17 protein-coding genes and 6 tRNA genes are annotated in these 20,030 nt (G+C 74.1%); 9 read left to right on the top strand and 14 right to left on the bottom strand.

What is annotated here, in order from left to right:
• Positions 1-6: 6 nt before the first annotated feature.
• Both ACIG0D_RS33615 and ACIG0D_RS33610 read right to left on the bottom strand, forming a co-directional pair.
• A tRNA-Val gene (locus ACIG0D_RS33615) sits at positions 7-78 on the bottom strand.
• 78 nt (positions 79-156) lie between these two features.
• Complete coding sequence (locus ACIG0D_RS33610) at positions 157-621, bottom strand: TIGR02611 family protein (RefSeq protein ID WP_399808733.1); 465 nt, start codon at positions 619-621, stop codon at positions 157-159.
• 191 nt (positions 622-812) lie between these two features.
• Here ACIG0D_RS33610 and ACIG0D_RS33605 point away from each other — a divergent pair, with 191 nt between their 5' ends.
• Together ACIG0D_RS33605 and ACIG0D_RS33600 are read left to right on the top strand one after the other, a co-directional pair.
• A complete protein-coding gene (locus ACIG0D_RS33605; RefSeq protein ID WP_004002642.1) occupies positions 813-1,226 on the top strand; it encodes an SsgA family sporulation/cell division regulator in 414 nt (137 codons plus the stop codon).
• A gap of 493 nt (positions 1,227-1,719) precedes the next feature.
• The gene (locus ACIG0D_RS33600; protein WP_365766631.1) at positions 1,720-2,280 is read left to right on the top strand and encodes a CGNR zinc finger domain-containing protein; all 561 of its coding nucleotides are present in this window, start codon (positions 1,720-1,722) and stop codon (positions 2,278-2,280) included.
• Between the two features lie 64 nt (positions 2,281-2,344).
• On the opposite strand, the gene ACIG0D_RS33595 is transcribed toward ACIG0D_RS33600, so the two are convergent.
• Together ACIG0D_RS33595 and ACIG0D_RS33590 are read right to left on the bottom strand one after the other, a co-directional pair.
• Positions 2,345-2,497 (bottom strand): hypothetical protein, encoded by a 153-nt coding sequence (locus ACIG0D_RS33595; RefSeq protein WP_164873000.1) that lies wholly within the window; start codon positions 2,495-2,497, stop codon positions 2,345-2,347.
• A 167-nt stretch (positions 2,498-2,664) separates the two neighbouring features.
• Complete coding sequence (locus ACIG0D_RS33590; protein WP_399808730.1) at positions 2,665-3,087, bottom strand: hypothetical protein; 423 nt, start codon at positions 3,085-3,087, stop codon at positions 2,665-2,667.
• Between the two features lie 491 nt (positions 3,088-3,578).
• On the opposite strand from ACIG0D_RS33590, the gene ACIG0D_RS33585 reads away from it, so the two are divergent.
• Positions 3,579-4,109, top strand: a complete 531-nt coding sequence (locus ACIG0D_RS33585) for a DsbA family protein (protein WP_399808727.1) — start codon at positions 3,579-3,581, stop codon at positions 4,107-4,109.
• Positions 4,110-4,112: 3 nt separating this feature from the next.
• On the opposite strand, the gene ACIG0D_RS33580 is transcribed toward ACIG0D_RS33585, so the two are convergent.
• From ACIG0D_RS33580 to ACIG0D_RS33570, 3 genes are all read right to left on the bottom strand, one after another.
• Positions 4,113-4,937 (bottom strand): GNAT family N-acetyltransferase, encoded by an 825-nt coding sequence (locus ACIG0D_RS33580; protein WP_399808724.1) that lies wholly within the window; start codon positions 4,935-4,937, stop codon positions 4,113-4,115.
• A gap of 96 nt (positions 4,938-5,033) precedes the next feature.
• Positions 5,034-5,855, bottom strand: a complete 822-nt coding sequence (locus ACIG0D_RS33575) for an aminodeoxychorismate lyase (protein ID WP_365766627.1) — start codon at positions 5,853-5,855, stop codon at positions 5,034-5,036.
• On the bottom strand, positions 5,852-6,904 hold the full coding sequence (locus ACIG0D_RS33570) for a chorismate-binding protein (protein WP_399808720.1): 1,053 nt from the start codon (positions 6,902-6,904) through the stop codon (positions 5,852-5,854). Before ACIG0D_RS33570 ends, ACIG0D_RS33575 begins: the two co-directional genes overlap by 4 nt.
• 177 nt (positions 6,905-7,081) lie before the next feature.
• Between ACIG0D_RS33570 and ACIG0D_RS33565 the strand changes: the two genes are divergently transcribed.
• The 5 genes from ACIG0D_RS33565 (at position 7,082) to ACIG0D_RS33545 (ending at position 7,577) form a co-directional block, all read left to right on the top strand.
• Positions 7,082-7,154 (top strand) — tRNA-Gly (locus tag ACIG0D_RS33565).
• 38 nt (positions 7,155-7,192) lie between these two features.
• Positions 7,193-7,266: transfer RNA gene (locus tag ACIG0D_RS33560), tRNA-Cys, on the top strand.
• 1 nt (position 7,267) lies between these two features.
• Positions 7,268-7,339 (top strand) — tRNA-Val (locus ACIG0D_RS33555).
• Positions 7,340-7,379: 40 nt separating this feature from the next.
• Positions 7,380-7,451, top strand: a tRNA-Val gene (locus tag ACIG0D_RS33550).
• Between the two features lie 54 nt (positions 7,452-7,505).
• Positions 7,506-7,577, top strand: a tRNA-Val gene (locus ACIG0D_RS33545).
• 58 nt (positions 7,578-7,635) lie between these two features.
• Here ACIG0D_RS33545 and ACIG0D_RS33540 read toward each other — a convergent pair.
• The 3 genes from ACIG0D_RS33540 to ACIG0D_RS33530 all read right to left on the bottom strand — a co-directional run bounded on the left by ACIG0D_RS33540 (position 7,636) and on the right by ACIG0D_RS33530 (position 9,594).
• The gene (locus ACIG0D_RS33540; protein WP_399808718.1) at positions 7,636-7,944 is read right to left on the bottom strand and encodes a zf-TFIIB domain-containing protein; all 309 of its coding nucleotides are present in this window, start codon (positions 7,942-7,944) and stop codon (positions 7,636-7,638) included.
• Positions 7,945-8,024: 80 nt separating this feature from the next.
• Positions 8,025-8,978, bottom strand: a complete 954-nt coding sequence (locus tag ACIG0D_RS33535) for an aminoglycoside phosphotransferase family protein (RefSeq protein WP_399808714.1) — start codon at positions 8,976-8,978, stop codon at positions 8,025-8,027.
• Between the two features lie 406 nt (positions 8,979-9,384).
• Positions 9,385-9,594 carry a hypothetical protein gene (locus ACIG0D_RS33530; protein ID WP_365767293.1) on the bottom strand — a complete coding sequence of 70 codons (210 nt, stop codon included), beginning with the start codon at positions 9,592-9,594 and terminating at the stop codon, positions 9,385-9,387.
• Between the two features lie 645 nt (positions 9,595-10,239).
• Here ACIG0D_RS33530 and ACIG0D_RS33525 point away from each other — a divergent pair.
• Positions 10,240-11,808 carry a protein kinase gene (locus tag ACIG0D_RS33525; protein ID WP_399808851.1) on the top strand — a complete coding sequence of 523 codons (1,569 nt, stop codon included), beginning with the start codon at positions 10,240-10,242 and terminating at the stop codon, positions 11,806-11,808.
• Positions 11,809-11,917: 109 nt separating this feature from the next.
• On the opposite strand, the gene ACIG0D_RS33520 is transcribed toward ACIG0D_RS33525, so the two are convergent.
• From ACIG0D_RS33520 to cbiE, 4 genes are all read right to left on the bottom strand, one after another.
• Positions 11,918-12,736, bottom strand: a complete 819-nt coding sequence (locus tag ACIG0D_RS33520) for a TrmH family RNA methyltransferase (protein WP_399808710.1) — start codon at positions 12,734-12,736, stop codon at positions 11,918-11,920.
• A 75-nt stretch (positions 12,737-12,811) separates the two neighbouring features.
• A complete protein-coding gene (gene cobA, locus ACIG0D_RS33515) occupies positions 12,812-14,044 on the bottom strand; it encodes a uroporphyrinogen-III C-methyltransferase (protein ID WP_399808707.1) in 1,233 nt (410 codons plus the stop codon).
• 140 nt (positions 14,045-14,184) lie between these two features.
• Positions 14,185-18,462 (bottom strand): nicotinate-nucleotide--dimethylbenzimidazole phosphoribosyltransferase, encoded by a 4,278-nt coding sequence (gene cobT, locus ACIG0D_RS33510; RefSeq protein WP_399808704.1) that lies wholly within the window; start codon positions 18,460-18,462, stop codon positions 14,185-14,187.
• Between the two features lie 344 nt (positions 18,463-18,806).
• Entirely contained in the window at positions 18,807-20,018 is a 1,212-nt protein-coding gene (cbiE, locus tag ACIG0D_RS33505) for a precorrin-6y C5,15-methyltransferase (decarboxylating) subunit CbiE (protein WP_399808701.1), read from the bottom strand.
• Positions 20,019-20,030 lie beyond the last annotated feature (12 nt).

The raw sequence follows: 20,030 nt of genomic DNA, 5'->3' as shown, positions 1-20,030 counted from the left end.
TCCGGGTGGGCGATACTGGGTTCGAACCAGTGACCTCTTCGGTGTGAACGAAGCGCTCTCCCACTGAGCTAATCGCCCGGGCGCAGGAAGAACATTACCCCATGTCAGGGGGTGCCTGTGACCACCCCAAGCCGGCCCCCGCGCCCCGGCCGCGGATCACTGGTCCTTGATCTTCCACGGCATGACGAGACCGAACTTCCAGAGGTAGATCCCGGCCAGCACGCCCACGATCACCAGACCGGTGACGGTCAGGATGATGTTGCGCCGCCGCACCTTGGGATCCAGGGCACGCTGGGCCGCCTCGGTGACCTTGCGCTTGGTCCAGCGCAGGACGAGCTGGGCCCAGACGAACTCGGTCGCCCAGATCGCCATGCCACCGAAGATCACGACCCAGCCCGGTCCGGGCAGGGGCAGCATGATCACGCCGGTGACGACGACCGCCAGCCCTACGACGAACACCCCGACCTGCCAGCTCAGGTGGAGCACCCTGCGCGCCTTGATGAACTCGGGCGCCCGGGACCCGAGCCCTTCCTCGCTCCCCCGCTCGCTCCGCACCCCGTTCGTCCCCGTCTCGTCGACAGCCATGGCGACCTCGCCAAGCTCGTTACTCCCCGTATTCATACGGCCAAACCCTACCGGACCGAAACCGGTCACCGAAATGGACGCTCCGGGCGAACCGCTTCTCGGCCGGAAGAGTTACGTAAAGCCATGCAAAACCCTCAGAGGGGTTTACAACGGCACCGTAGGTGGCATGTCGATTTCGCCGACGTGCGAATCCCCGAGCGCACACTGAGCGAAAGGCCCTGGCGCTTATGAACACCACGGTCAGCTGCGAGCTGCACCTGCGCCTCGTTGTGTCGAGCGAGTCCTCCCTGCCTGTTCCGGCAGGCCTGCGGTACGACACGGCCGATCCCTACGCCGTGCACGCCACCTTCCACACCGGAGCCGAGGAGACCGTCGAGTGGGTGTTCGCCCGCGACCTCCTCGCCGAGGGCCTTCACCGGCCCACGGGTACCGGCGACGTCCGTGTCTGGCCGTCGCGCAGCCATGGTCAGGGCGTGGTGTGCATCGCCCTGAGCTCCCCGGAGGGAGAGGCACTGCTCGAGGCCCCGGCGCGGGCCCTGGAATCGTTCCTGAAGCGAACGGACGCCGCCGTGCCCCCGGGCACGGAGCACCGCCACTTCGACCTGGATCAGGAGCTCTCGCACATCCTGGCGGAGAGCTAGGCCAGACCCCACAGAGCCGCCCGGCGCCGTCCACTCGGGGAGACGGCTCGGGCCAGGACAACCGCATACGGCACACCACGGCGCCACCCCGCACGCACCCTGCGGGGCGGCGCCGATGCGCGTGTACGTCAGGTGGCCGAGAGGGGATGCGTCGCTTGGAGGGCACGACGGGGAGCACGGAGGCCGACCTGGCTCGATCCGACCGTGACGCTCCGTGACGAGAGAAGCGGAAAGCTGATCATCTCGACCCTCGGGCACGGTCACGCCGGGTGAGCGAGGACCGGTTCGCTCGGGATCAGGCATCCGGCCCGGGAGCCGACCTGGGACCCAGCCCTGAGGCCGTGAAAATCCCGCCCGGCCCGGGAACCCCGCAGGCCGGAGCCCCGTTGTACGGGCAACCGCGGGCAGCGGCGGGCCGGTGGCCGTCGGTGAGCCGTTACCATCGGCCAGCATCGGCGGGCGTCCGCCCGACCCCCAGGCCAGGGAGCGAAACGTGCTGATCACCCACGACACCCGGTGCGCGCTCGACACTGTGGTGGATCTGGTGAACACCGCGCCGGAGGACGACACGTCCCCGGACGGACTGCCGGACGTCGCGGCCCTCGACACGTTCGTACGCGAGCACAAGATCAGTGATGTCGGGGTGCTCTCGGAGTTCGACCTCTCCGCGGTACGCAAGGTCCGCGGCCGGTTCGCCGGGATCTTCGCGGCCCCCGACGCCCGGGCCGCCGCCGGAATGATCAACGAGCTGGTCGCCGCGGCGGGCACCACCCCCCGCCTCACGGACCACGACGGCTACGACTGGCATGTGCACTACTTCGCTCCCGGTGCCTCCGTGGCCGACCACCTGGCGGCCGACTGCGGAATGGCGCTGGCGTTCTTCGTGGTGGCCGGCGAGCAGGAGCGGCTGCGGCGGTGCGAGGCCCCCGACTGCCGGCGCGCCTTCGTCGACCTCTCCCGGAACCGGTCCCGGCGCTACTGCGACAGCCGCACCTGCGGCAACCGCCTGCACGTGGCCGCCTATCGCGCCCGGCGCAAGGAAGCGGCGGGCTGACGCCCGGCGCACGGAAGTGCCGTCGCGGGCCCCGGCGGGTGGCGCCGGGGACCACGGGTACGGCTCACAGCAACAGCAGATCGTGCAGCGCAGCCGTGAGCAGCAGACACCCGATCACCGCAAGGAAGATCATCAGCGGTGGCTGGGAAAGGGCGAAGAGACATCCGCGCGGCTCGTCCTGCGGCGGCGCGGCATCGCTCTGTGTCGTGTCCAGCATCTCGTCGGCGATGATGGCGCAATCGGCACCTTGACACGCCCGACAGGCCCGCCAAACGGGGGACTCGGACCGATCATGGGCCCCCTTCCGGCCCGCGGTTCACTAAGCTTCGCGCGCACCGCGCCCGAGGGGCCCGTCCGGCACGTTTCAGCCCGCCTCGGCGGGCCTCATATGCCGTGCTTCTTCAGGATGGCCTCGATGTCGCTGAAGTCGTCCGCGTCCGTCCGCGAGGCCGGGCCGGCGCTGGGCCGGGCGGTCGGCCGCGAGGCCTGCCCCAGGGAGGGCGCCGACGCCTGCGGAGCCACGGCGGCGGCCTCGCGCTCCCGCCGCCCGGCGCGCCTGCGCTCCACGGCCCGCGTTCCGGCGAACAGCAGCCACGCACCGCCGAGCACCCCGAATCCGGCCCACGCCGTCGGACTGAAGGCGGTGTCGGCGAGCCAGTCGATCACACCCGTCATCACCAGCCCGAGCGGCACGAGGGCGTAGGCCGCGATACGGGCGGCCGTCAGGAAGCGTTTGCGGTACGCGGTGACCGCGGCGATGCCGAGGCCGGCCGCGGCGACGGCGGAACACACGGTCTCGGCGATCATCCCGTCCTCCATGCATGCTTGATCCGGCACCCGGTTCGTCCCCTCCATCGTGCACCTGCCGCACCCCACCCGGCCATGCCCCCGCCCGGACATCAGGGACATCTCCGGGTCGCCCCTGCGGGACCGCCACTCGCCGTACTCCCGCCCCCGCACCCCTGACCGTCACGCAGCCGCCCACGGCGGGAAGGCACCGACGACGGTGGGCGCCGGGACAGCCGCCGACGGCGGGAAGGGGACGTGCCGGGGGGGTGTCCGCCCGCAGCGTCCGGCGTCCAGCACCGGTCACCCTGCGAGCAACGGCCCCGCCGGACCGAGGACGGACACCCCCCGGCACGGCCCCGACCCCGAAACGCACCGCAGGCGCTACAGCAACCCCCACACGGCCGCACAGGCCGCCGCAGGCACAGGCACAGCCCCACGCACCCGCACAGGCCGCCGCAGGCACCCCGCCGGATTGGGACGCGACCAGCCGTACTGGAAGACTGTGGCACATGAGCGACACCTCCCCCGCCCCCGCGCACCCCGCACCCCCCGTCCTCGACGTCTGGTGCGAACTGCAGTGCCCCGACTGCCGCACCGCCCTGGACGACCTGCGCGCCCTGCGCGAGCGCTACGGCGACCGACTGGAGCTGCGCCTGCGGCACTTCCCGCTGGAGAAGCACAAGCACTCCTTCGCCGCCGCACAGGCCGCCGAGGAGGCGCTGGAGCAGGGCAAGGGCTGGCCGTACGTCGAGGCGGTGCTGAGCCGGGTCGAGGAGCTGGACCGCAAGGGCGAACCCTTCCTGGTGGAGGTGGCCCGGGAACTCGGCCTGGACGCGGAGGAGTTCGACACCGCGCTGATCGACGGCCGGCACATCCTGATCGTGGACGCCGACCAGGCCGAGGGCAAGGCGATCGGCGTGACCGGCACCCCGACGTACGTCATCGGCGGCGAACGCCTCGACGGCGGCAAGAGCCAGGAGGGCCTGCGCGAGCGCATCGAGGAGATCGCGGACCGGCTGCTCGCCGAGCAGCCGGCCTGACGGTCACAGCAGCGGCTTCTGCAGGGCGTACTGCGTCGTCTCGTAACCCAGCGACGCGTAGAGCCGCTCGGCCGGGGTGTTCCCGGCGAAGACGTTCAGCCCGAGCACGCGCCGCCCGGCGGAGATCGCCTGGATCTCCGCCAGGAGCATCAGCGCACGCCCGTGCCCCCGCCCGCGGTGGGCCGCGTCGGCCTCCACCTTGAACACGAACGCCTTGTCCTCACGCAGCGCCAGCCAGAGGACGCCCACCCGCGTCCCCTCATGTTCCAGGACGCTGAACAGCATGGTCTCGGTGGCCATGCCCTGCGGCAGCAACTGCTCCTGGTCGCGCCGCGCCTTGGCGTACGCCGCCTTCTCGGGCACCCCGCGCTCGATCCAGGTGCGCGCGTACCCCTCCCATTCGTCCGCGTGCCAGGGCCCGAACTCGGCCTCGGTCATGGGGCGGGCCCGGCTGCCGGCGGGCAGGGCGGGCGGGACGGCGCCCAGCCGTTTCTCCATGCCCCGGTTGCGGACGGCGTAGCCGAGCGCCCGGACGAGCCGCAGGGCCGGCTCGGCGTCGGCGGGGACGGTCGTCTCGATCAGGGCGCAGCCCCAGCCGCGGGCCACCTCCTCCGCGGCGAGCAGGGCGAACGTGCCGCGACCGCGTCTGCGGTCGGGTTCCTCGATGCGCAGATGGTGCACGCGGGCCACCGCGTCGCCGAAGGCGGCGGAGGTGCCGAGGTGTATGGCGCCGACGGGACGGCTGTTCACGCACACCTGGTAGTGGCGTGAGCGCGTCCCGTCGGCGTTCTGCCGGAGCGGCCCGGACGGCCGTAGGGTCGTGGTCATCACGGGTGTTCTACCCGCGCACGCCCCGCGTTTCAGCCGAATATCCCCACGGCCGAGAAGCGGCCGTCACGGTCGAGGTCGTCCCCGGAGCGCTCGTCACGGGTCGAGGTCGTCGCCGGAGCGCTCGTCGAAGATCCGCATGGCTTTGGCGGTCACCGGGCCCGGCGCGCCGGGCAGTTCCCGGCCGTCGACGCGGTGCACGGCCTGCACGTCCCGCAGGGTCGAGGTGAGGAAGACCTCGTCGGCGCGCTCGAGGACGTCCAGCGGCAGGTCGGTCTCCTTGGCGCCGGTCCATTCGATCGTCAGCTCGCGGGTGATGCCCGCGAGGCAGCCGGAGGCGAGCGGCGGGGTGTGGATCTCGCCGTCGAGGACGACGAAGACGTTGGAGCCGGTGCCCTCGCAGAGCTGTCCGACGGTGTTGCCGAACAGCGCCTCGGAGGCGCCCTGTTCGCGGGCGCGGGCGAGGGCGACGACGTTCTCGGCGTACGAGGTCGTCTTCAGGCCGGTGAGCGCGCCGCGCTCGTTGCGGGTCCACGGCACGGTGACGACGGCCGTGGTGTCGGGCCGGCGGGTGGTCTCGCCGAGGGCGACGACCAGGGTCGGGCCGTGGTCACCGCGGTCGGAGCCGAGCGGGCCGTGGCCGCCGGTGTAGGTGATGCGCAGCCGGCCGAGCGGCATCGGGTTGGCCTCGAGGACGGCGGCGCAGGCGCGGCGGATCTCGTCGTGGTCGGGGTCGGGCAGGCCGAGGCCGCGGGCCGAGCGCGTGAGCCGGTCGAGGTGGCGGGTGAGCGCGAAGGGCCGGCCGTCCACCGCCTTCACGGTCTCGAAGATGCCGTCGCCCACGGTCAGCCCGTGGTCGAAGACGGAGACACGGGCGGACTCGATGTCCTGCAGTCCGCCGTCGAGCCAGATCTTCACGTCAGTACCTCTCCACTCGCCTCGTACGCGCCCGACGCTACCGCGAGCAGCCGGGACGCCTTCAGCTCGGTCTCCCGCCACTCCCCCTCGGGGTCGGACCCCCAGGTGATCCCGGCGCCGGTGCCGAACCGCAGCAGGGGCGTACCCGGGTCGGCCCGGTCGATCCAGAAGGTGCGGATGCCGACGGCCAGCTCGCCCGTGCCCCGGTCGGCGTCGACCCAGCCGATCCCGCCGCAGTAGGGGCCGCGCGGGGCCGTTTCCAGGGCGTCGATGATCCGCAGGGCGCTGGACTTCGGGGCGCCGGTGACCGAGCCGGGCGGGAAGGCGGCGGCCAGCAGCTCCGGCCAGCCGGCCTCGGGGCGCAGCTCGCCGCGCACGGTGGAGACGAGGTGGACCAGGCCGGGGTGCTTCTCCACGACGCACAGCTCCGGCACGGTGACGCTGCCCGTGGCGCAGACCCGCCCGATGTCGTTGCGGACCAGGTCCACGATCATCACGTTCTCGGCGTAGTCCTTCTCCAGGAGGTCCGCCTCGGTGCGGCCGGTGCCCTTGATCGGCCCGGACTCGACGATCCGCCCCTCCCGGCGCAGGAACAGCTCCGGGGAGGCGGTGGCTATCTCCACGCCGTGCTCCGGCAGGCGGATCGTTCCGGCGTACGGCGCCGGGTTGCCCCGGGCGAGCAGTGCGGTGAGCGCGTCCACGTCGGCGCCGGGGGCGACCGGCGCGGAGAGCACCCGGCAGAGGTTCGCCTGGTACACCTCGCCCGCCGCGATGTGCTCGCGGACGCGCCGTACGCCCGCCGTGTACGCGGCGCGGTCGAGGGATGACGTCCAGTCACCGGCCGAGGGGCCCCGCCAGGCACCCGGCACGGGGGCGGGCACCGGCTCCTCGCGTACGTCCGTGAAGCGGGCGCAGGTCAGACGGCCCTCGAAATCGGCGGCGACGGCCCAGAATCCGGTGGAGTCCAGGGCTGCCGGGTCACTGGTGACGTCGGCGAGGCCGGTGGCGACGCGGTCGCCGAAGCGGGCGAGAGGGGGGAGGTCGAGCACGTTGTCGAGTCTAGGGCGGGTGTCCGCCGGGTGGCTCCGGCGTGGCCTCCGGGCGGCCGGGGCGGGTCGTCCGGTGGGCGCACCGCAGCACGCTGCACAAACGCGTTTTTGTACTGGCCCGGGAATCCGCTAGAGTTCAACACGTCGCCGGGACGCGGGAGCGGACCGAAACGACAAGCGGACGTAGCTCAGTTGGTAGAGCGCAACCTTGCCAAGGTTGAGGTCGCGAGTTCGAGCCTCGTCGTCCGCTCGAAGGAAAAGGGGATCTTCCCGATCCTCTACACTCCTGGTGGAGTGGCCGAGAGGCGAGGCAACGGCCTGCAAAGCCGTCTACACGGGTTCAAATCCCGTCTCCACCTCCAAGGACGATTAGCTCAGCGGGAGAGCGCTTCCCTGACACGGAAGAGGTCACTGGTTCAATCCCAGTATCGTCCACTGGATCTTCGGATCCTGGATCTTCTCGAAGATCCCACTCGCGCGATTAGCTCAGCGGGAGAGCGCTTCCCTGACACGGAAGAGGTCACTGGTTCAATCCCAGTATCGCGCACGCAGTGCCCATGGTCGGCTTCATCGGGTGACAGTGAGATGACCGTGGTCCCGAGGACGATTAGCTCAGCGGGAGAGCGCTTCCCTGACACGGAAGAGGTCACTGGTTCAATCCCAGTATCGTCCACACAGTCCGGAGCCCCCGGCCGTCTCGAACGGCCGGGGGCTTCGTCGTGCTCGGGGGCTCAGCTGGAGAAGAGCATGTGGCCGAAGCTCTTGTGGCGCCGGTGGCCGTACTGGCCGTGGCCGGGGTGCGGGGCGCCCCAGGCGGGGGCGGGCGGCGCGGGGTAGGCCTGCGGGGCGGGAGCGGGGGCGGGCGGGGCCGGAGGGGCGGCCGGCGGCGGGGCGGGCTGGGTCCACTGGGCCTCGAGGCGGGTCAGGGCCTCCAGCTCGCCGTAGTCCAGGAAGATCCCTCGGCAGTTGCTGCACTGCTCAATCTGGACTCCGTTGCGGTTGTAGGTGTGCATCGCGGCACGGCACTTCGGGCACTGCAAGGTCGGCTCAACTCCTCGCCGGTCGATCCTGCTTCACGTATCTCCAGCACAGACTCTGTCCGGCTGCGGTCGGTTGCACCCTACTTCGCGAAGTTTCGCGCCAACTCCGGGGGTGTGGCGGCCATCCGCGCGCAGGCGTCGACGAGGGACTGCTCCACCTCGTCCAGAGGGCGGGCGGCGGACAGGGCCTTGGTGACGGCCTGGGCGGCGGACTGGACGGTGAGGGCGCGGGCCGGGACGTCGAGGGCGGGCCACGGGTCGCCGTCGGCCGGGACGGCGGGGCCGCCGGCGGCGCGGTAGGCCTCCAGGAAGCGGGTCCACTCGTCGGGCGGGAGCAGGCCGCAGGCGTACCAGGCGGCGGGGCGGGCGAGGTCCCAGGCGGGGACGCCCACGCCGAGGTCGTCCACGTCGATGAGGCGCCAGGGGGACTGCGGGGTGCCGTCCGCGCGGACGAGCTGGCCGAGGTGGAGGTCGCCGTGGCAGAGGGTGGCCGTGTCCGGCATGGGGGCCTCGGCGCGGGCCCACGCGGGGAGGTCGGACCAGGCGCGCAGGATCGTGGGCGTGGCCGGGTGCGGGGCGGCTGCCGCCGTCAGGCGGGCGAGGGCGCGGGCGGCCTTCTCCGGGCCGCGCATCGGGGGGAGGGGGATGGTGGGGGCGGGGGCACGGTGGAGGTGGGCGAGGAGGGTGGCCGCGGCCTCCCAGGGGGCGGCGTCCGGGTCGTCCGGGTCCACGGGGGTGCCGTAGGGCCAGAGGGTGACCAGGCGGCCGTGGAGGGTGAGGGGGATCTCGGTGAGCGGCGGGAGGAGGATGCCGGGGAGGTGGGAGGCCGTGGTCAGGCGGGCGGTGAGGTGGGCCCGGTCCGTGCCCGGGGCGTGGGCCTTGGCGACGGTGTCCGCGTGGCGGACGACGGTGGCGTCCGGGCGGTCGGCGAGGGTGGTGATGGTGGCGGTGCCGCAGGCGCAGGGGGTGTGGTGGGGGTGGGTGGTGGTTCGGGCTTTGGCGGTGAGGGCGGTGAGGAGTGGGGGTGTGGTCATGGGGGTCCCTGGGTTCGCCGCGGTGGTTCGGTGAGGGTACGTCCGGGCGCGGCGGGGGCTGGGGGTGGGTGGGGCTGCGGTGCCGGTGGGGCGGTACGGCGTTACCGCTGAGCCGGGGTGCCTGGGATCCGAGTGACCGCTCGGGCGTGGGAGGCGCAGCCCGGCGCGACGGGGCGCCTCCAAGCTCTTCGAGCAGGAGGGTACCCCTAGGGGGTGTATCGCCGATCATGCCGGGCTCCCGGCGCAGGCAGCGGCCGCACACGGCTCGGTGTTTTGGGGGAAAAGCAATGCCGGCGCAGCTCCCCAGCTGCGCCGGCATCTGTGCCGTCCGCCGCACCCCCGTCCCCACGGGGTTATGGGTGGGATGTCCCCGCCCGGACCGCTCTTCCGGGCCTGGGGTCGCCGCTCAGCGCCCCAGCATCTCGCCCACGGACGACGCCTGTGTGGCCACTGTCTCCCACCCGTCGAAGACGAGGAGGAGCAGGACCGCCAGGGGAAGGGCCATCAGCGTAGCCACCAGGGGGTGGCGGCGGCCCGGGCGGCGTGGACGGAGCGCGGCGGCGAGCGCCTTGCGTCCCTCCTCGCGGACCAGTGTCCGCGGTGCCGTGTGGGCCATGGTCCTTCTCCTGACCGTGCTCGGTTGTCGTGGCAGCGGCGGGTGTCCGACCTCGGGGGACGAGTACTGCACCCGCCGCTTGACCTCAAATCTAGGCGCGGGGGCCGGGGCGGGCGTCATGCCCTCGTACCGCTTGGCGGGCCTCCCGGAGGATGAGCCGTCACCTGCGGTGTACTCCCCTGGGTGGAGACGGTGGCCCGCGTCTCGGGGTCTTCCCGGAGGGGGCGTCCGGTGTGTCCCGGATTTTCTGGGTTGCCCTCCGGGGGAAGGGGCGGTCGTTCGGATCATGTCGAGGCCGTGGGGGCGCCGGTGTGGGTGACTTCGCTCACTTCGGCCGAGCTTCGCCGGGCCGTCGTCTCCGGTCGGCGGTCCGCACCGCTCGCCGCCGCGCCGTACGCACGCGTCGGGTCGCCGGCGTCCGTGACCGTCTTCGCGCGGTCACCCTTCGCGGCGCCAATCCCCCTTCCGTGACGGGCGGTTGGGAGCGCGGGCGTTGGCAACTCGTCCCCTTTGCGCCCTCCCTGACCACCTTTCAAGTCTCGCGCCGCGCACTGACAATCGATCGGTACGAGAGGGCGCGGCCTCTGCGCGCAGGCGGCCGGGGAAACGTAAGCTGTGGCACGTCACACGGACCGGGCAGCGGGGATGAACATGGCGATGATGCGCCTGAGGCGCGAGGACCCGCGCGTCGTCGGCTCGTTCAAGCTTCACCGACGGCTCGGCGCGGGCGGGATGGGTGTTGTCTACCTGGGCTCCGACAAGAAGGGCCAGCGGGTCGCCCTCAAGGTGATCCGGCCCGATCTGGCGGAGGATCAGGAGTTCCGGTCGCGGTTCGCCCGCGAGGTCTCGGCCGCCCGCCGGATCCGCGGCGGATGCACGGCCCGGCTCGTCGCCGCGGACCTGGAGGCGGAGCGGCCCTGGTTCGCCACCCAGTACGTGCCCGGCCCGTCCCTGCACGACAAGGTCGCCGACGAGGGACCGCTCGGTGCCGCCGAGGTCGCCGCCATCGGGGCCGCCCTGTCGGAGGGGCTGGTCGCCGTACACGAGGCCGGCGTCGTGCACCGGGATCTCAAGCCGTCCAACATCCTGCTGTCCCCGAAGGGACCGCGGATCATCGACTTCGGCATCGCCTGGGCGACCGGGGCGTCCACGCTGACGCATGTCGGCACGGCGGTCGGCTCCCCCGGCTTCCTCGCGCCCGAGCAGGTGCGCGGCGCCGCCGTCACCCCGGCCACGGACGTGTTCTCGCTGGGTGCCACGCTCGCGTACGCGTCCACCGGTGACTCGCCCTTCGGGCACGGCAGTTCCGAGGTGATGCTGTACCGCGTGGTGCACGAGGAGCCGCAGCTGCACGGCGTCCCGGACGCGCTGGCCCCGCTGGTGCGGGCCTGTCTGGCGAAGGACCCGGAGGAGCGGCCCAGCACCCTGGACCTGTCGCTGCGGCTGAAGGAGATCGCCGCCCGCGAGGCGCAGGGCCTGCTCGACGGGCGGCCGCCCGCGCCGCGCGCCGGGGAGGCGGACCGGCCCACCGGGCGGCTCTCGGACACCTACCCCGACCAGCAGCGCGGCCAGTCCGCCCGGCGCTCGCAGGGTCCGTCGAGTACGCCGAGTACGCCGGGCACGCCCGTGCCCCGGGGTGCGGGCGCGGCACGCGGTCCGGCGCCGGTGCGGGGCGGGGGCCCCTCTCGGGGCTCGGTACCGTCGCGGGGCGGCGGTGCGCCACGGGGTACGGGCCCCTCGTCGCGGTCGGGGGCGCGGCCCACGCCCGTCGCGCGGAACACCCCCGTGCCGCGGAACACTCCGGTGCCCAGGGACACCCCGTCGAGGAACGCCTCGTCACCGCGGAACACGCCGGTGCCGCGCAACACTCCCGTTCCGCGTGGCAACACCCGGTCCGGTGGCCAGAGCGGTCCGGCCCGGCGCGGTGGCCCGGGGCGGCCGGCGCCGAGGACCGGGTCCGGGCTGCGGCCGGCCAATCCGCAGCTGCTGCGGCAGCGGCTGTTCGTGTTCGTCGTCGTCACCCTGCTCGTGGCGCTGGGCATCGCGCTGGTGCAGGGCTGCCAGGGTCCGGCGCGCGGGCTCGGCGGTGAGCCGGGCGGCGGGAGCGGTACGGGCGACGTGCGGCGGGAGCGGGTCGAGAGCGGCTACCGTCCGCTGGACGAGGGCTCGTTGATGTCCGAGCGGTACGAGTCCACGATCGAGCTGTCGGAGTAGCGGACCGCCGCCCGAGCCATCCGGCCAGGGCCGTGCGGACGGTGGTCGTGCGGTCGGGAGCCGGACGTCAGGTGTCCGAGTGGGGCGTACGGCGGCGCCCCGGCCGGTGTCACGACTGCGGGCGGCCCGTCGTCACCGCGTAGAACGCGACCGCCGCCGCGGCGCCCACGTTGAGCGAGTCCACGCCGTGGGACATGGGGATGCGGACCCATTCGTCGGCGGCGACCAGGGCCCGGGTGGTCAGGCCGTCGCCCTCGGCGCCGAGCATCAGGGCGACCCGGTCCATGCGGTGCGGGGCGGCCTCGTCGAGGGGCCTGGCCTTCTCGTCGGGGGTGAGGGCGAGCAGGGTGAAGCCGGCCTCGCGGACCGACTCCAGGCTCTTGGGCCAGGCGTCGAGGCGGGCGTACGGCACGGAGAAGACCGCGCCCATGGAGACCTTCACGCTGCGGCGGTAGAGGGGGTCGGCGCAGTCCGGGGAGAGGAGCACCGCGTCCATGCCGAGGGCCGCCGCCGAGCGGAAGATCGCGCCGATGTTGGTGTGGTCGTTGACCCCTTCCATGACCACCACGCGGCGGGCGGTCCGGAGGAGGTCGGTCGCGGCCGGCAGCGGCTTGCGCTGCATGGAGGCGAGCGCGCCGCGGTGCACGTGGTAGCCGGTGACGCGTTCGGCGAGGTCCGGGGTGACGACGTAGACGGGCGCCGGGAGCTCGTCGATGACGTCCCGCATGACGTCGACCCACTTGGCGGACAGCAGCATCGACCGCATCTCGTACCCGGCGTCCTTGGCCCGCCGGATGACCTTCTCGCCCTCGGCGATGAACAGGCCCTCGGCGGGTTCGCGCCTGCGGCGCAGCTCGACGTCGGTCAGGCCGGTGTAGTCGTGCAGGCGCGGGTCGTCGGGGTCCTCGACGGTGATGAGATCGGCCACAGGGGGATACTGCCTTGCTCTGGGTACGGTGCCAAACGGCTCGGAGCGGGTGCGGTCACCCGCGGATGCGTACGGCTAGGACGACGTCCGGGGGCCGACGTTGACGACCTCGCCGATGACGATGACCGCCGGAGGCTTGACCTCCTGGGTCCGGACCGTCTCGGCGACCGTGGCGAGGGTGGCGTCGACGCGGCGCTGGGCGGCCGTCGTGCCCTCCTGGACGAGGGCGACCGGGGTGTCCGGGGACTTGCCGTGCGCGACCAGGGTCTCGGCGATCTTGCCGATCTTGTCGACGCCCATGAGGATCACCAGCGTGCCGGTGAGCCTGGCGAGCGACGGCCAGTCGACCAGCGAGCGCTCGTCGTCCGGCGCCACATGGCCGCTGACCACGGTGAACTCGTGGGCGACGCCCCGGTGGGTGACCGGGATACCGGCCGCGCCCGGGACCGAGATCGAGCTGGAGATGCCGGGCACCACGGTGCAGGGGATGCCGGCCTCGGCGAGGGCTTGCAGCTCCTCCATGCCGCGGCCGAAGACGTAAGGGTCGCCGCCCTTCAGCCGTACGACCGACTTGCCCTGCTTCGCGTGCTCGATCAGGGCGTTGTTGATGGCCTCCTGCGCCATGAAACGGCCGTACGGGATCTTGGCCGCGTCGATCACCTCGACGTGCGGCGGCAGCTCCGCGAGCAGGTCGCGCGGACCGAGGCGGTCGGCGATGACGACGTCGGCCTCGGCGAGGAGACGGCGCCCGCGGACCGTGATCAGGTCCGGGTCGCCGGGGCCGCCGCCGACCAGGGCGACGCCCGGGGTGCGGGTGCGGTGGTGGGGGGCGACCAGGGTGCCGTCGCGCAGGCCCTCGACGACCGCGTCGCGGATGGCGGCGGTGTGGCGGGGGTCGCGGGACTTGGTGTCGGTGGTGAGGACCGCGACCGTGACGCCCTCGCTGTGGCCCGTCGCCGGGGTCCAGGCGGTGGCCGCGTCGGCGTCGTCGGAGCGGACGCACCAGACGCGGTGACGCTCCGCTTCGGCGGAGGCGGCGCGGTTCGCCTCGGTGTCGCTGGTGGCGATCAGGGCGTACCAGGCGTCGGCGAGGTCGCCCTCGGCGTACGGGCGCCTGGTCCAGGTGATCTCGCCCGCGTCCGCCATCGCCTCCACGGAGGGGGTGGCCTCCGGGGAGATCAGGTGGATGTCGGCGCCCGCCGCGATGAGGGCGGGGAGGCGGCGCTGGGCCACCTGGCCGCCGCCGAGGACGACGACCCGGCGGCCGGTGAGGCGGAGGCCTACGGGGTAGGCGGGGTGTTCGGCCATGAGGGGACGGCTCCTCTTGCGGCGGTGGCGCTGACGTGCGGATTTTATGCGGTGGGGGGTGCGGGCGGCTCAGGTGTCCGATGGCTGGGCACCGTTGCCGGATACGGGTGCGCGGGGGCGCGTACGCCCCCGCGCGTCCGCTACTTCTCCGTCACGCCCGCCGAGTCGAACGTCGCCACCTCGTGCATCGCCCGGGCCGTGCTCTGGACCATCGGGAGGGCCAGCAGCGCGCCGGTGCCCTCGCCGAGGCGGAGGTCGAGGTCGACCAGGGGGCGCAGGCCCAGCTTGTTGAGGGCGGCCATGTGGCCGGGCTCCGCGCTGCGGTGGCCCGCGATGCAGGCGGCCAGGACCTCGGGGGCGATGGCACGGGCCACCAGGGCGGCGGCGCCGGCGCTGACGCCGTCCAGGATCACCGGCGTACGCAGGGACGCGCCGCCGAGGAGCAGGCCGACCATGGCGGCGTGCTCCAGGCCGCCGATCGCGGCGAGGACGCCGATCGGGTCGGCCGGGTCCGGCTGGTGGAGTTCGATGGCGCGGCGCACGACCTCGGTCTTGCGGGCCAGCGTCTCGTCGTTGATGCCGGTTCCGCGGCCGGTCACCTCGGACGGGTCGGCGCCCGTGTAGACGGAGATCAGGGCGGCGGACGCGGTGGTGTTGGCGATGCCCATCTCACCGGTCAGCAGCGCCTTGTTGCCGGCCGCGACCAGGTCACGGGCCGTCTCGATGCCCACCTCGATGGCCTGCTTGGCCTCCTCGCGGGTCACCGCCGGGCCCGTGGTCATGTCGGCCGTGCCCGGGCGGATCTTGCGCGGCAGCAGGCCCGGGGTGGCCGGGAGGTCGGCGGCGACACCGACGTCGACGACGCAGACCTCGGCGCCGACCTGGTTGGCGAACGCGTTGCAGACCGCTCCCCCGCCGAGGAAGTTGGCCACCATCTGCGCGGTGACCTCCTGCGGCCAGGGGGTGACGCCCTGGGCGTGCACGCCGTGGTCGCCCGCGAAGATCGCGACGGCCGCGGGCTCCGGGATCGGCGGCGGGCACTGCCGGGACAGGCCGGACAGCTGCGCGGAGATGATCTCCAGCATGCCGAGCGCGCCGGCCGGCTTGGTCATCCGCTTCTGCCGCTCCCAGGCCTCGCCGAGCGCCTTGGCGTCCAGCGGGCGGATCTGGGCGACGGTCTCGGCGAGCAGGTCGTGCGGCTCCTCGCCGGGCAGGGCGCGGCGGCCGTACGTCTCCTCGTGGACCACCCAGGACAGCGGGCGGCGCTTGGACCAGCCGGCCTGCATCAGCTCGGGCTCGTCCGGGAACTCGTCGACGTACCCGACGCACAGGTAGGCGATGACCTCCAGGTGCTCGGGCAGGCCGAGGGCGCGGACCATCTCCCGCTCGTCGAAGAAGCTGACCCAGCCGACGCCGAGGCCTTCGGCGCGGGCGGCGAGCCACAGGTTCTCCACCGCGAGGGCGGCGGAGTACGGCGCCATCTGCGGCTGGGTGTGGCGGCCGAGGGTGTGCCGGCCGCCGCGGGTCGGGTCGGCGGTGACGACGATGTTCACCGGGGTGTCGAGGATGGCCTCGATCTTCAGTTCCTTGAACTGCTTGGCGCGGCCCTTGGGCAGCGACTTCGCGTACGCCTCGCGCTGGCGCATCGCCAGTTCGTGCATCGCGCGGCGGGTGTCCGCCGAGCGGATGACGACGAAGTCCCAGGGCTGGGAGTGCCCGACGGACGGGGCGTGGTGGGCGGCTTCCAGGACGCGCAGCAGCACCTCGTGCGGAATGGGGTCGCTGCGGAAGCCGTTGCGGATGTCCCGGCGCTCGCGCATGACCTTGAGGACGGCCTCGCGCTCGGCGTCGTCGTAGGCGGGCGCGGCCGGGCCGGTGGACTGTCGTGCTTCTGCCACGGGGGCCGTGCCTTCTTCTTCCTGGTCTTCCTGGCCGGCGCCCCGGGTGTCGAGGTCGTCGGCCTGCTGTACGAGGGCGACGTCCGCGTCGGCTTCGGCTTCGGCTTCGGCGCGCGCGTCGGCGTCCGCGTTCGGGGTCGCTTCGGCGGCCGGGGTGGGCTCCGGCTCGGCCTCGCGCGGGGCGGGGACCGAGACGGCGGCTTCCGGCTGCTGCGGGTCGGGGTTCGGGTGCGGGGCGTCCTGGGCCGGGGGGTCGGCGTGCGGCGGCGTCGGGGCCGGGTGCGGGGCCGCCGGGACCGAGCCGTCCACCGGCACGAACTGGCCGACGGGCTGCTGGGGGGCGGGCTCGGCGGCCACGGGCGCCGGGGCGGGGGCGTCCGCGGGGACGGGCACCTCCTGCGCCGGGTCCTGGACCGGGGGCGCGGTGGGCTCCGGCCCGTTCTGTACGTCCTGTACGTCCGTGGCGGCGGCCTCGTGCTGCGGTTCGGGCTCGGCCTGAGGCTGAGGCTGAGGCTCGGGCTGGGCGTCCGGCGTGGGCTCGGGGGCCTGGGCCGTCACCTGGTCGGGGGCGGGGTGCTCCGCCGTCGGCTGCGGCGCGGTGGTGTCCGCGGGCTGCGGCTGGGGCTGCGGCTGAGCGGTTGCGTCGGCCGGCTGTGCGGTCTCCGGGGTGGGCGGGGTGTCCGCCGTGGGCTCCGCCGCCGGGGCGGGCGCGGGGGCCGCGTCCGGGGCGGCGGGCGTGGGAGCCACATCCGGGGTGACGGGCGCGGGGGCCACGTCCGGGGTGACGGGCGCGGCGGCGACGACGGCTTCGGGCGCCTGGGGTGCCTCGGGAGCCGCGGGCTCGGGGACCTGCGGCGCGTCGGCAGCGATCGCCTCGGGGGCCTGAGGTGCCTCCGCGGCGACGTGCTCGGGGGACGGGCCGGCCTCCGGTGCGACGGGCTGCGGGGTCTGGGCGGCCTCCGGCGCGACGGACTCGGGGATCTGGGTGGCTTCCGGCGTTACGGCGGCCCCGCCGGCCTCTGCGGGCTGCGGTGCCTCGGGTACGGCGGCTTCCGGAGCCTGCGGTGCCTCGGGTACAGCGGTTGCGGCGGCTTCGGGGGTCTGCGGTGCGTCGGCTCCGGCCAGGACGGGTTCGGGGGCCTGGGTCGTCTCGGGCGCCACGGACTCGGGGGCCTGCGGGACGTCGGGCACGACCGCCTCGGGCGCCTGCGGAGCGTCGGGCACGACCCCCTCGGGCGCCTGCGACACCTCGACCGCGGCGGGCTCGGGGGCCTGGGGCGCCTCCGGTGCGGCGGGCTCGGTGGGCTGCGGTGCCTCGGGCGCCTGGTCGGCGACGGGAGCCGTCGGCTCCGGTGCCTGCGGGGCCTCGGGGGCGACCGCGTCGGCGACCTGCTGCTCGGCGGCCATCGGCGCCTGCCGCGTCTCGGGCGCGGCAGTCGCCTCCGGGGCGACGGGCTGAGCCTCGGCGGCCTCGGGCCCCGGCACCGGGACGGCGTCCGGGCCCGGGACGGGCTCGACGGGCTGCGGCTGAGCGACGCCATCAACCGGTCCGCCCTGCTCCGCGACCGGAGCGTCGGCCGGCACCGCGGCGGATGCCTGAGCAACCTCCTCGACCACCGGCGCGTCCTCGGCGACCGGCGCCGCGGCGGGCACCTCACCGCTGTCACCCGCCACCGGCACCGCGGCAGCGGCCTGCCCGGCGTCGGCAGCGACCGGCACCTGCTCAGCCTCGGCGGCCTCCCCGGGCGCCTGCCCGGCCTCGGCGACCAGCGCGGCAGCGGCCTGAGCCGCCTCCGCCGCCTCAGCGCTCTCGACCGCCTCCGCGGCCGCACCCACGACCTGCTCGGGCTCGCCCTGCGCGACCGCGACGGAGGACGTCGCCTGGGTCGTCAGGCGGGCGACCGCGGCCTGGGCCGCGTCCGTGGGCTCCGGCTCGGGGACAACCGTTTCCGCAGGGGTGGCCTCGGTAGCGACCGGCGCCGGGGCGGGAGCCTGCGCCGCAGCCGCGGCCTGCGCGCCCCAGGGTGCGGCGGCCTGCGGGGCCGTCTCGCGCGGGACGTCGAGGTATTCGGGGGCGCCGGCCTGCGGGGCGGGCTGGCGGGCCGGCGCGCCGGCGGGGCCGCGGTCGGCGAGGGAGCGGACCGGGCTGGCGGAGGTGTCGGGAATCGGCGGGCCGAGGTGCAGCGGACGGCGCGGGGTGATCGGCGGGATCGGCGTCGTCGGGGCCGTCGGCACGGTCTGGTTCGGCAGCCGTACGCCGGTCAGGTCGACCGAGCCGCTGTCGCGACCGCCCAGCTCGTGCGGGCCCGGCTCGTGGACCGCCTCGACGACCGGCTCCGGGGCGGGCGGTGGCACCTCGTTGCCCCAGGCGCCCTGGGCGCCGGGCAGCAGCAGGTCTTCGTCCTCGGCGGGTGTCTCGGAGAGGTAGGCGTACGCGCCGGGTGCGGGAACGCCCGGCTGCTCCACCGTGCCTGCGTTCTCCGGCAGCCCCTCGCCCGGGACCTGGCCGGTGTCGGTCATGCGTACCCCTCGCCCATCGGTTGATGCTTCTACGACCAGCTCACCCGGAACGGCGCACCGACCGCCCGTAGTGAAGAACGAGCGTGCGTGCCCAGCGGCACGAACGACCGCCCGGAAAAGGCGACAAAGCCATTCAGTGGCATTGTCGCGGTCGTTCCGCCGTCAGGACAGCTCGATCCACGACGGCCCGCTGTGGACTGCGCCACGTTGCGCGTCCTCCGGTTTGTGCCGTACCACACGCACCCCAAAACGGGTGTGATGACCGGACATTGACCGACGGGGCGCCGGACGTCCGAGTGCGGTGCAGCGATCGGCCAGCCTACCGCGCCGGTATGACAACAGGATCACTGGGCGCGGTCCGGGAGTACCCCGCTGAGCAGGAACGCGACGCTCCGCTCCGTCTCCGACCAGTGCCGTGTGTCGAGTTCCACGGACTGCAGGAGGGCGCACTGGACGCGGTAGCCGTGCTCGGTCAGATCGCGGCCGATGAGTTCGGCCGCGTCGCGGGTGGCGGCGTGGGTGACGATGCGCTGCGGGCGGCGGTCGGCGACCGCGGAGACCACGGCCGCTCCCCCGCCGCCGACGCGGACGACGTCCGGTTCGGGCAAATTCTCGAGGACGTGCGGGGCGGTGCCGTGGACGGCCTGGAGCTGGACGCCGAAGCGGCGGGCGGCGGCCTCGGCGCGGGCGCAGGCGGCGGGGTCCCGGTCGACGGCGATGACGGCGGCGCCGGCCCGGGCGGCCTCGACGGCGAAGGCGCCGGAGCCCGAGCCGATGTCCCACACGAGGTCGCCGACGCGGGGGCCGAGGCGGGCGAGTTGGGCGGCGCGCAGCGGTTCGGTCTCGCCTTCGCCGAGCGGGGTGTCGTAGGCGTCGGCGGGGAGGGTCCAGCCGCGCGGTCCGGTCGCCGGGTCGCGGCCGGCGATCCAGCCGCCGCTCTCGCCGGCGCCGACGGGGCCACCGATGACGATGACGACGTTGGGGTCGCGCCAGGTGTGGTCGGGGGCCTTGTCGGAGGTGACGACGGTGACCTGTTCCCGTTCGGTGCCGAGTTCCTCGCAGATGACGAAGGTGCGGTGGACGCCGTCCAGCAGCAGGCCGAGTTCGGCGGGGCCGGCGCCGGGGGCGGTGAGGACCGCCACCTTGGTATGGGCGCGGCATACGTTCACCGCGCGGCGCAGGGTGCGCGGGTGGGCGACGACCACATGGGCGTCGTCCCAGGGCATGCCGGCGCGGGCGAAGGCGGTGGCGACCGAGGAGACCGCGGGGACGACTTCCACCTCGAGGCCGAACTCGGGGGCGCGCAGGGTGCGGACGACGCCGAAGAAGCCGGGGTCGCCGTCGGCGAGCACGACGGCCGTGCCGCGGTGGGCGGCGATGCGGCGGGCGGCGAGGGCGACGCTGCCGAGGCGGACGCGCTCGGCGGTGGGCGGTACCTCGGGCAGGGCGAGGTGGTGGGCGGCACCGGCCACCAGGGTGGCGGCGCCGAGGGCGGCGCGTGCCGCGGCGGTCAGCGGAGAGCCGTCCCAGCCGATCACCGTGACCCGGTCGGCCATCGTCGTCAGTCT

Origin of the sequence: Streptomyces sp. NPDC052773, from assembly GCF_044547145.1 — a bacterium.
Classification (GTDB): Bacteria; Actinomycetota; Actinomycetes; order Streptomycetales; family Streptomycetaceae; genus Streptomyces.
This window is presented reverse-complemented; position numbering and strand designations above follow the sequence as displayed.

Excerpts from the sequence above, each read along its gene's own strand:
- ACIG0D_RS33595 (WP_164873000.1), bottom strand. The coding sequence starts at position 2,497 with ATGCTGGACACGACACAGAGCGATGCCGCGCCGCCGCAGGACGAGCCG.
- ACIG0D_RS33580 (WP_399808724.1), bottom strand. The coding sequence starts at position 4,937 with ATGACCACGACCCTACGGCCGTCCGGGCCGCTCCGGCAGAACGCCGAC.
- ACIG0D_RS33535 (WP_399808714.1), bottom strand. The coding sequence starts at position 8,978 with ATGACCACACCCCCACTCCTCACCGCCCTCACCGCCAAAGCCCGAACC.
- ACIG0D_RS33605 (WP_004002642.1), top strand. The coding sequence starts at position 813 with ATGAACACCACGGTCAGCTGCGAGCTGCACCTGCGCCTCGTTGTGTCG.
- ACIG0D_RS33610 (WP_399808733.1), bottom strand. The coding sequence starts at position 621 with ATGAATACGGGGAGTAACGAGCTTGGCGAGGTCGCCATGGCTGTCGAC.
- cobT (WP_399808704.1), bottom strand. The coding sequence starts at position 18,462 with ATGACCGACACCGGCCAGGTCCCGGGCGAGGGGCTGCCGGAGAACGCA.
- cobA (WP_399808707.1), bottom strand. The coding sequence starts at position 14,044 with ATGGCCGAACACCCCGCCTACCCCGTAGGCCTCCGCCTCACCGGCCGC.
- ACIG0D_RS33525 (WP_399808851.1), top strand. The coding sequence starts at position 10,240 with ATGAACATGGCGATGATGCGCCTGAGGCGCGAGGACCCGCGCGTCGTC.
- ACIG0D_RS33530 (WP_365767293.1), bottom strand. The coding sequence starts at position 9,594 with ATGGCCCACACGGCACCGCGGACACTGGTCCGCGAGGAGGGACGCAAG.
- ACIG0D_RS33590 (WP_399808730.1), bottom strand. The coding sequence starts at position 3,087 with ATGATCGCCGAGACCGTGTGTTCCGCCGTCGCCGCGGCCGGCCTCGGC.
- cbiE (WP_399808701.1), bottom strand. The coding sequence starts at position 20,018 with ATGGCCGACCGGGTCACGGTGATCGGCTGGGACGGCTCTCCGCTGACC.
- ACIG0D_RS33585 (WP_399808727.1), top strand. The coding sequence starts at position 3,579 with ATGAGCGACACCTCCCCCGCCCCCGCGCACCCCGCACCCCCCGTCCTC.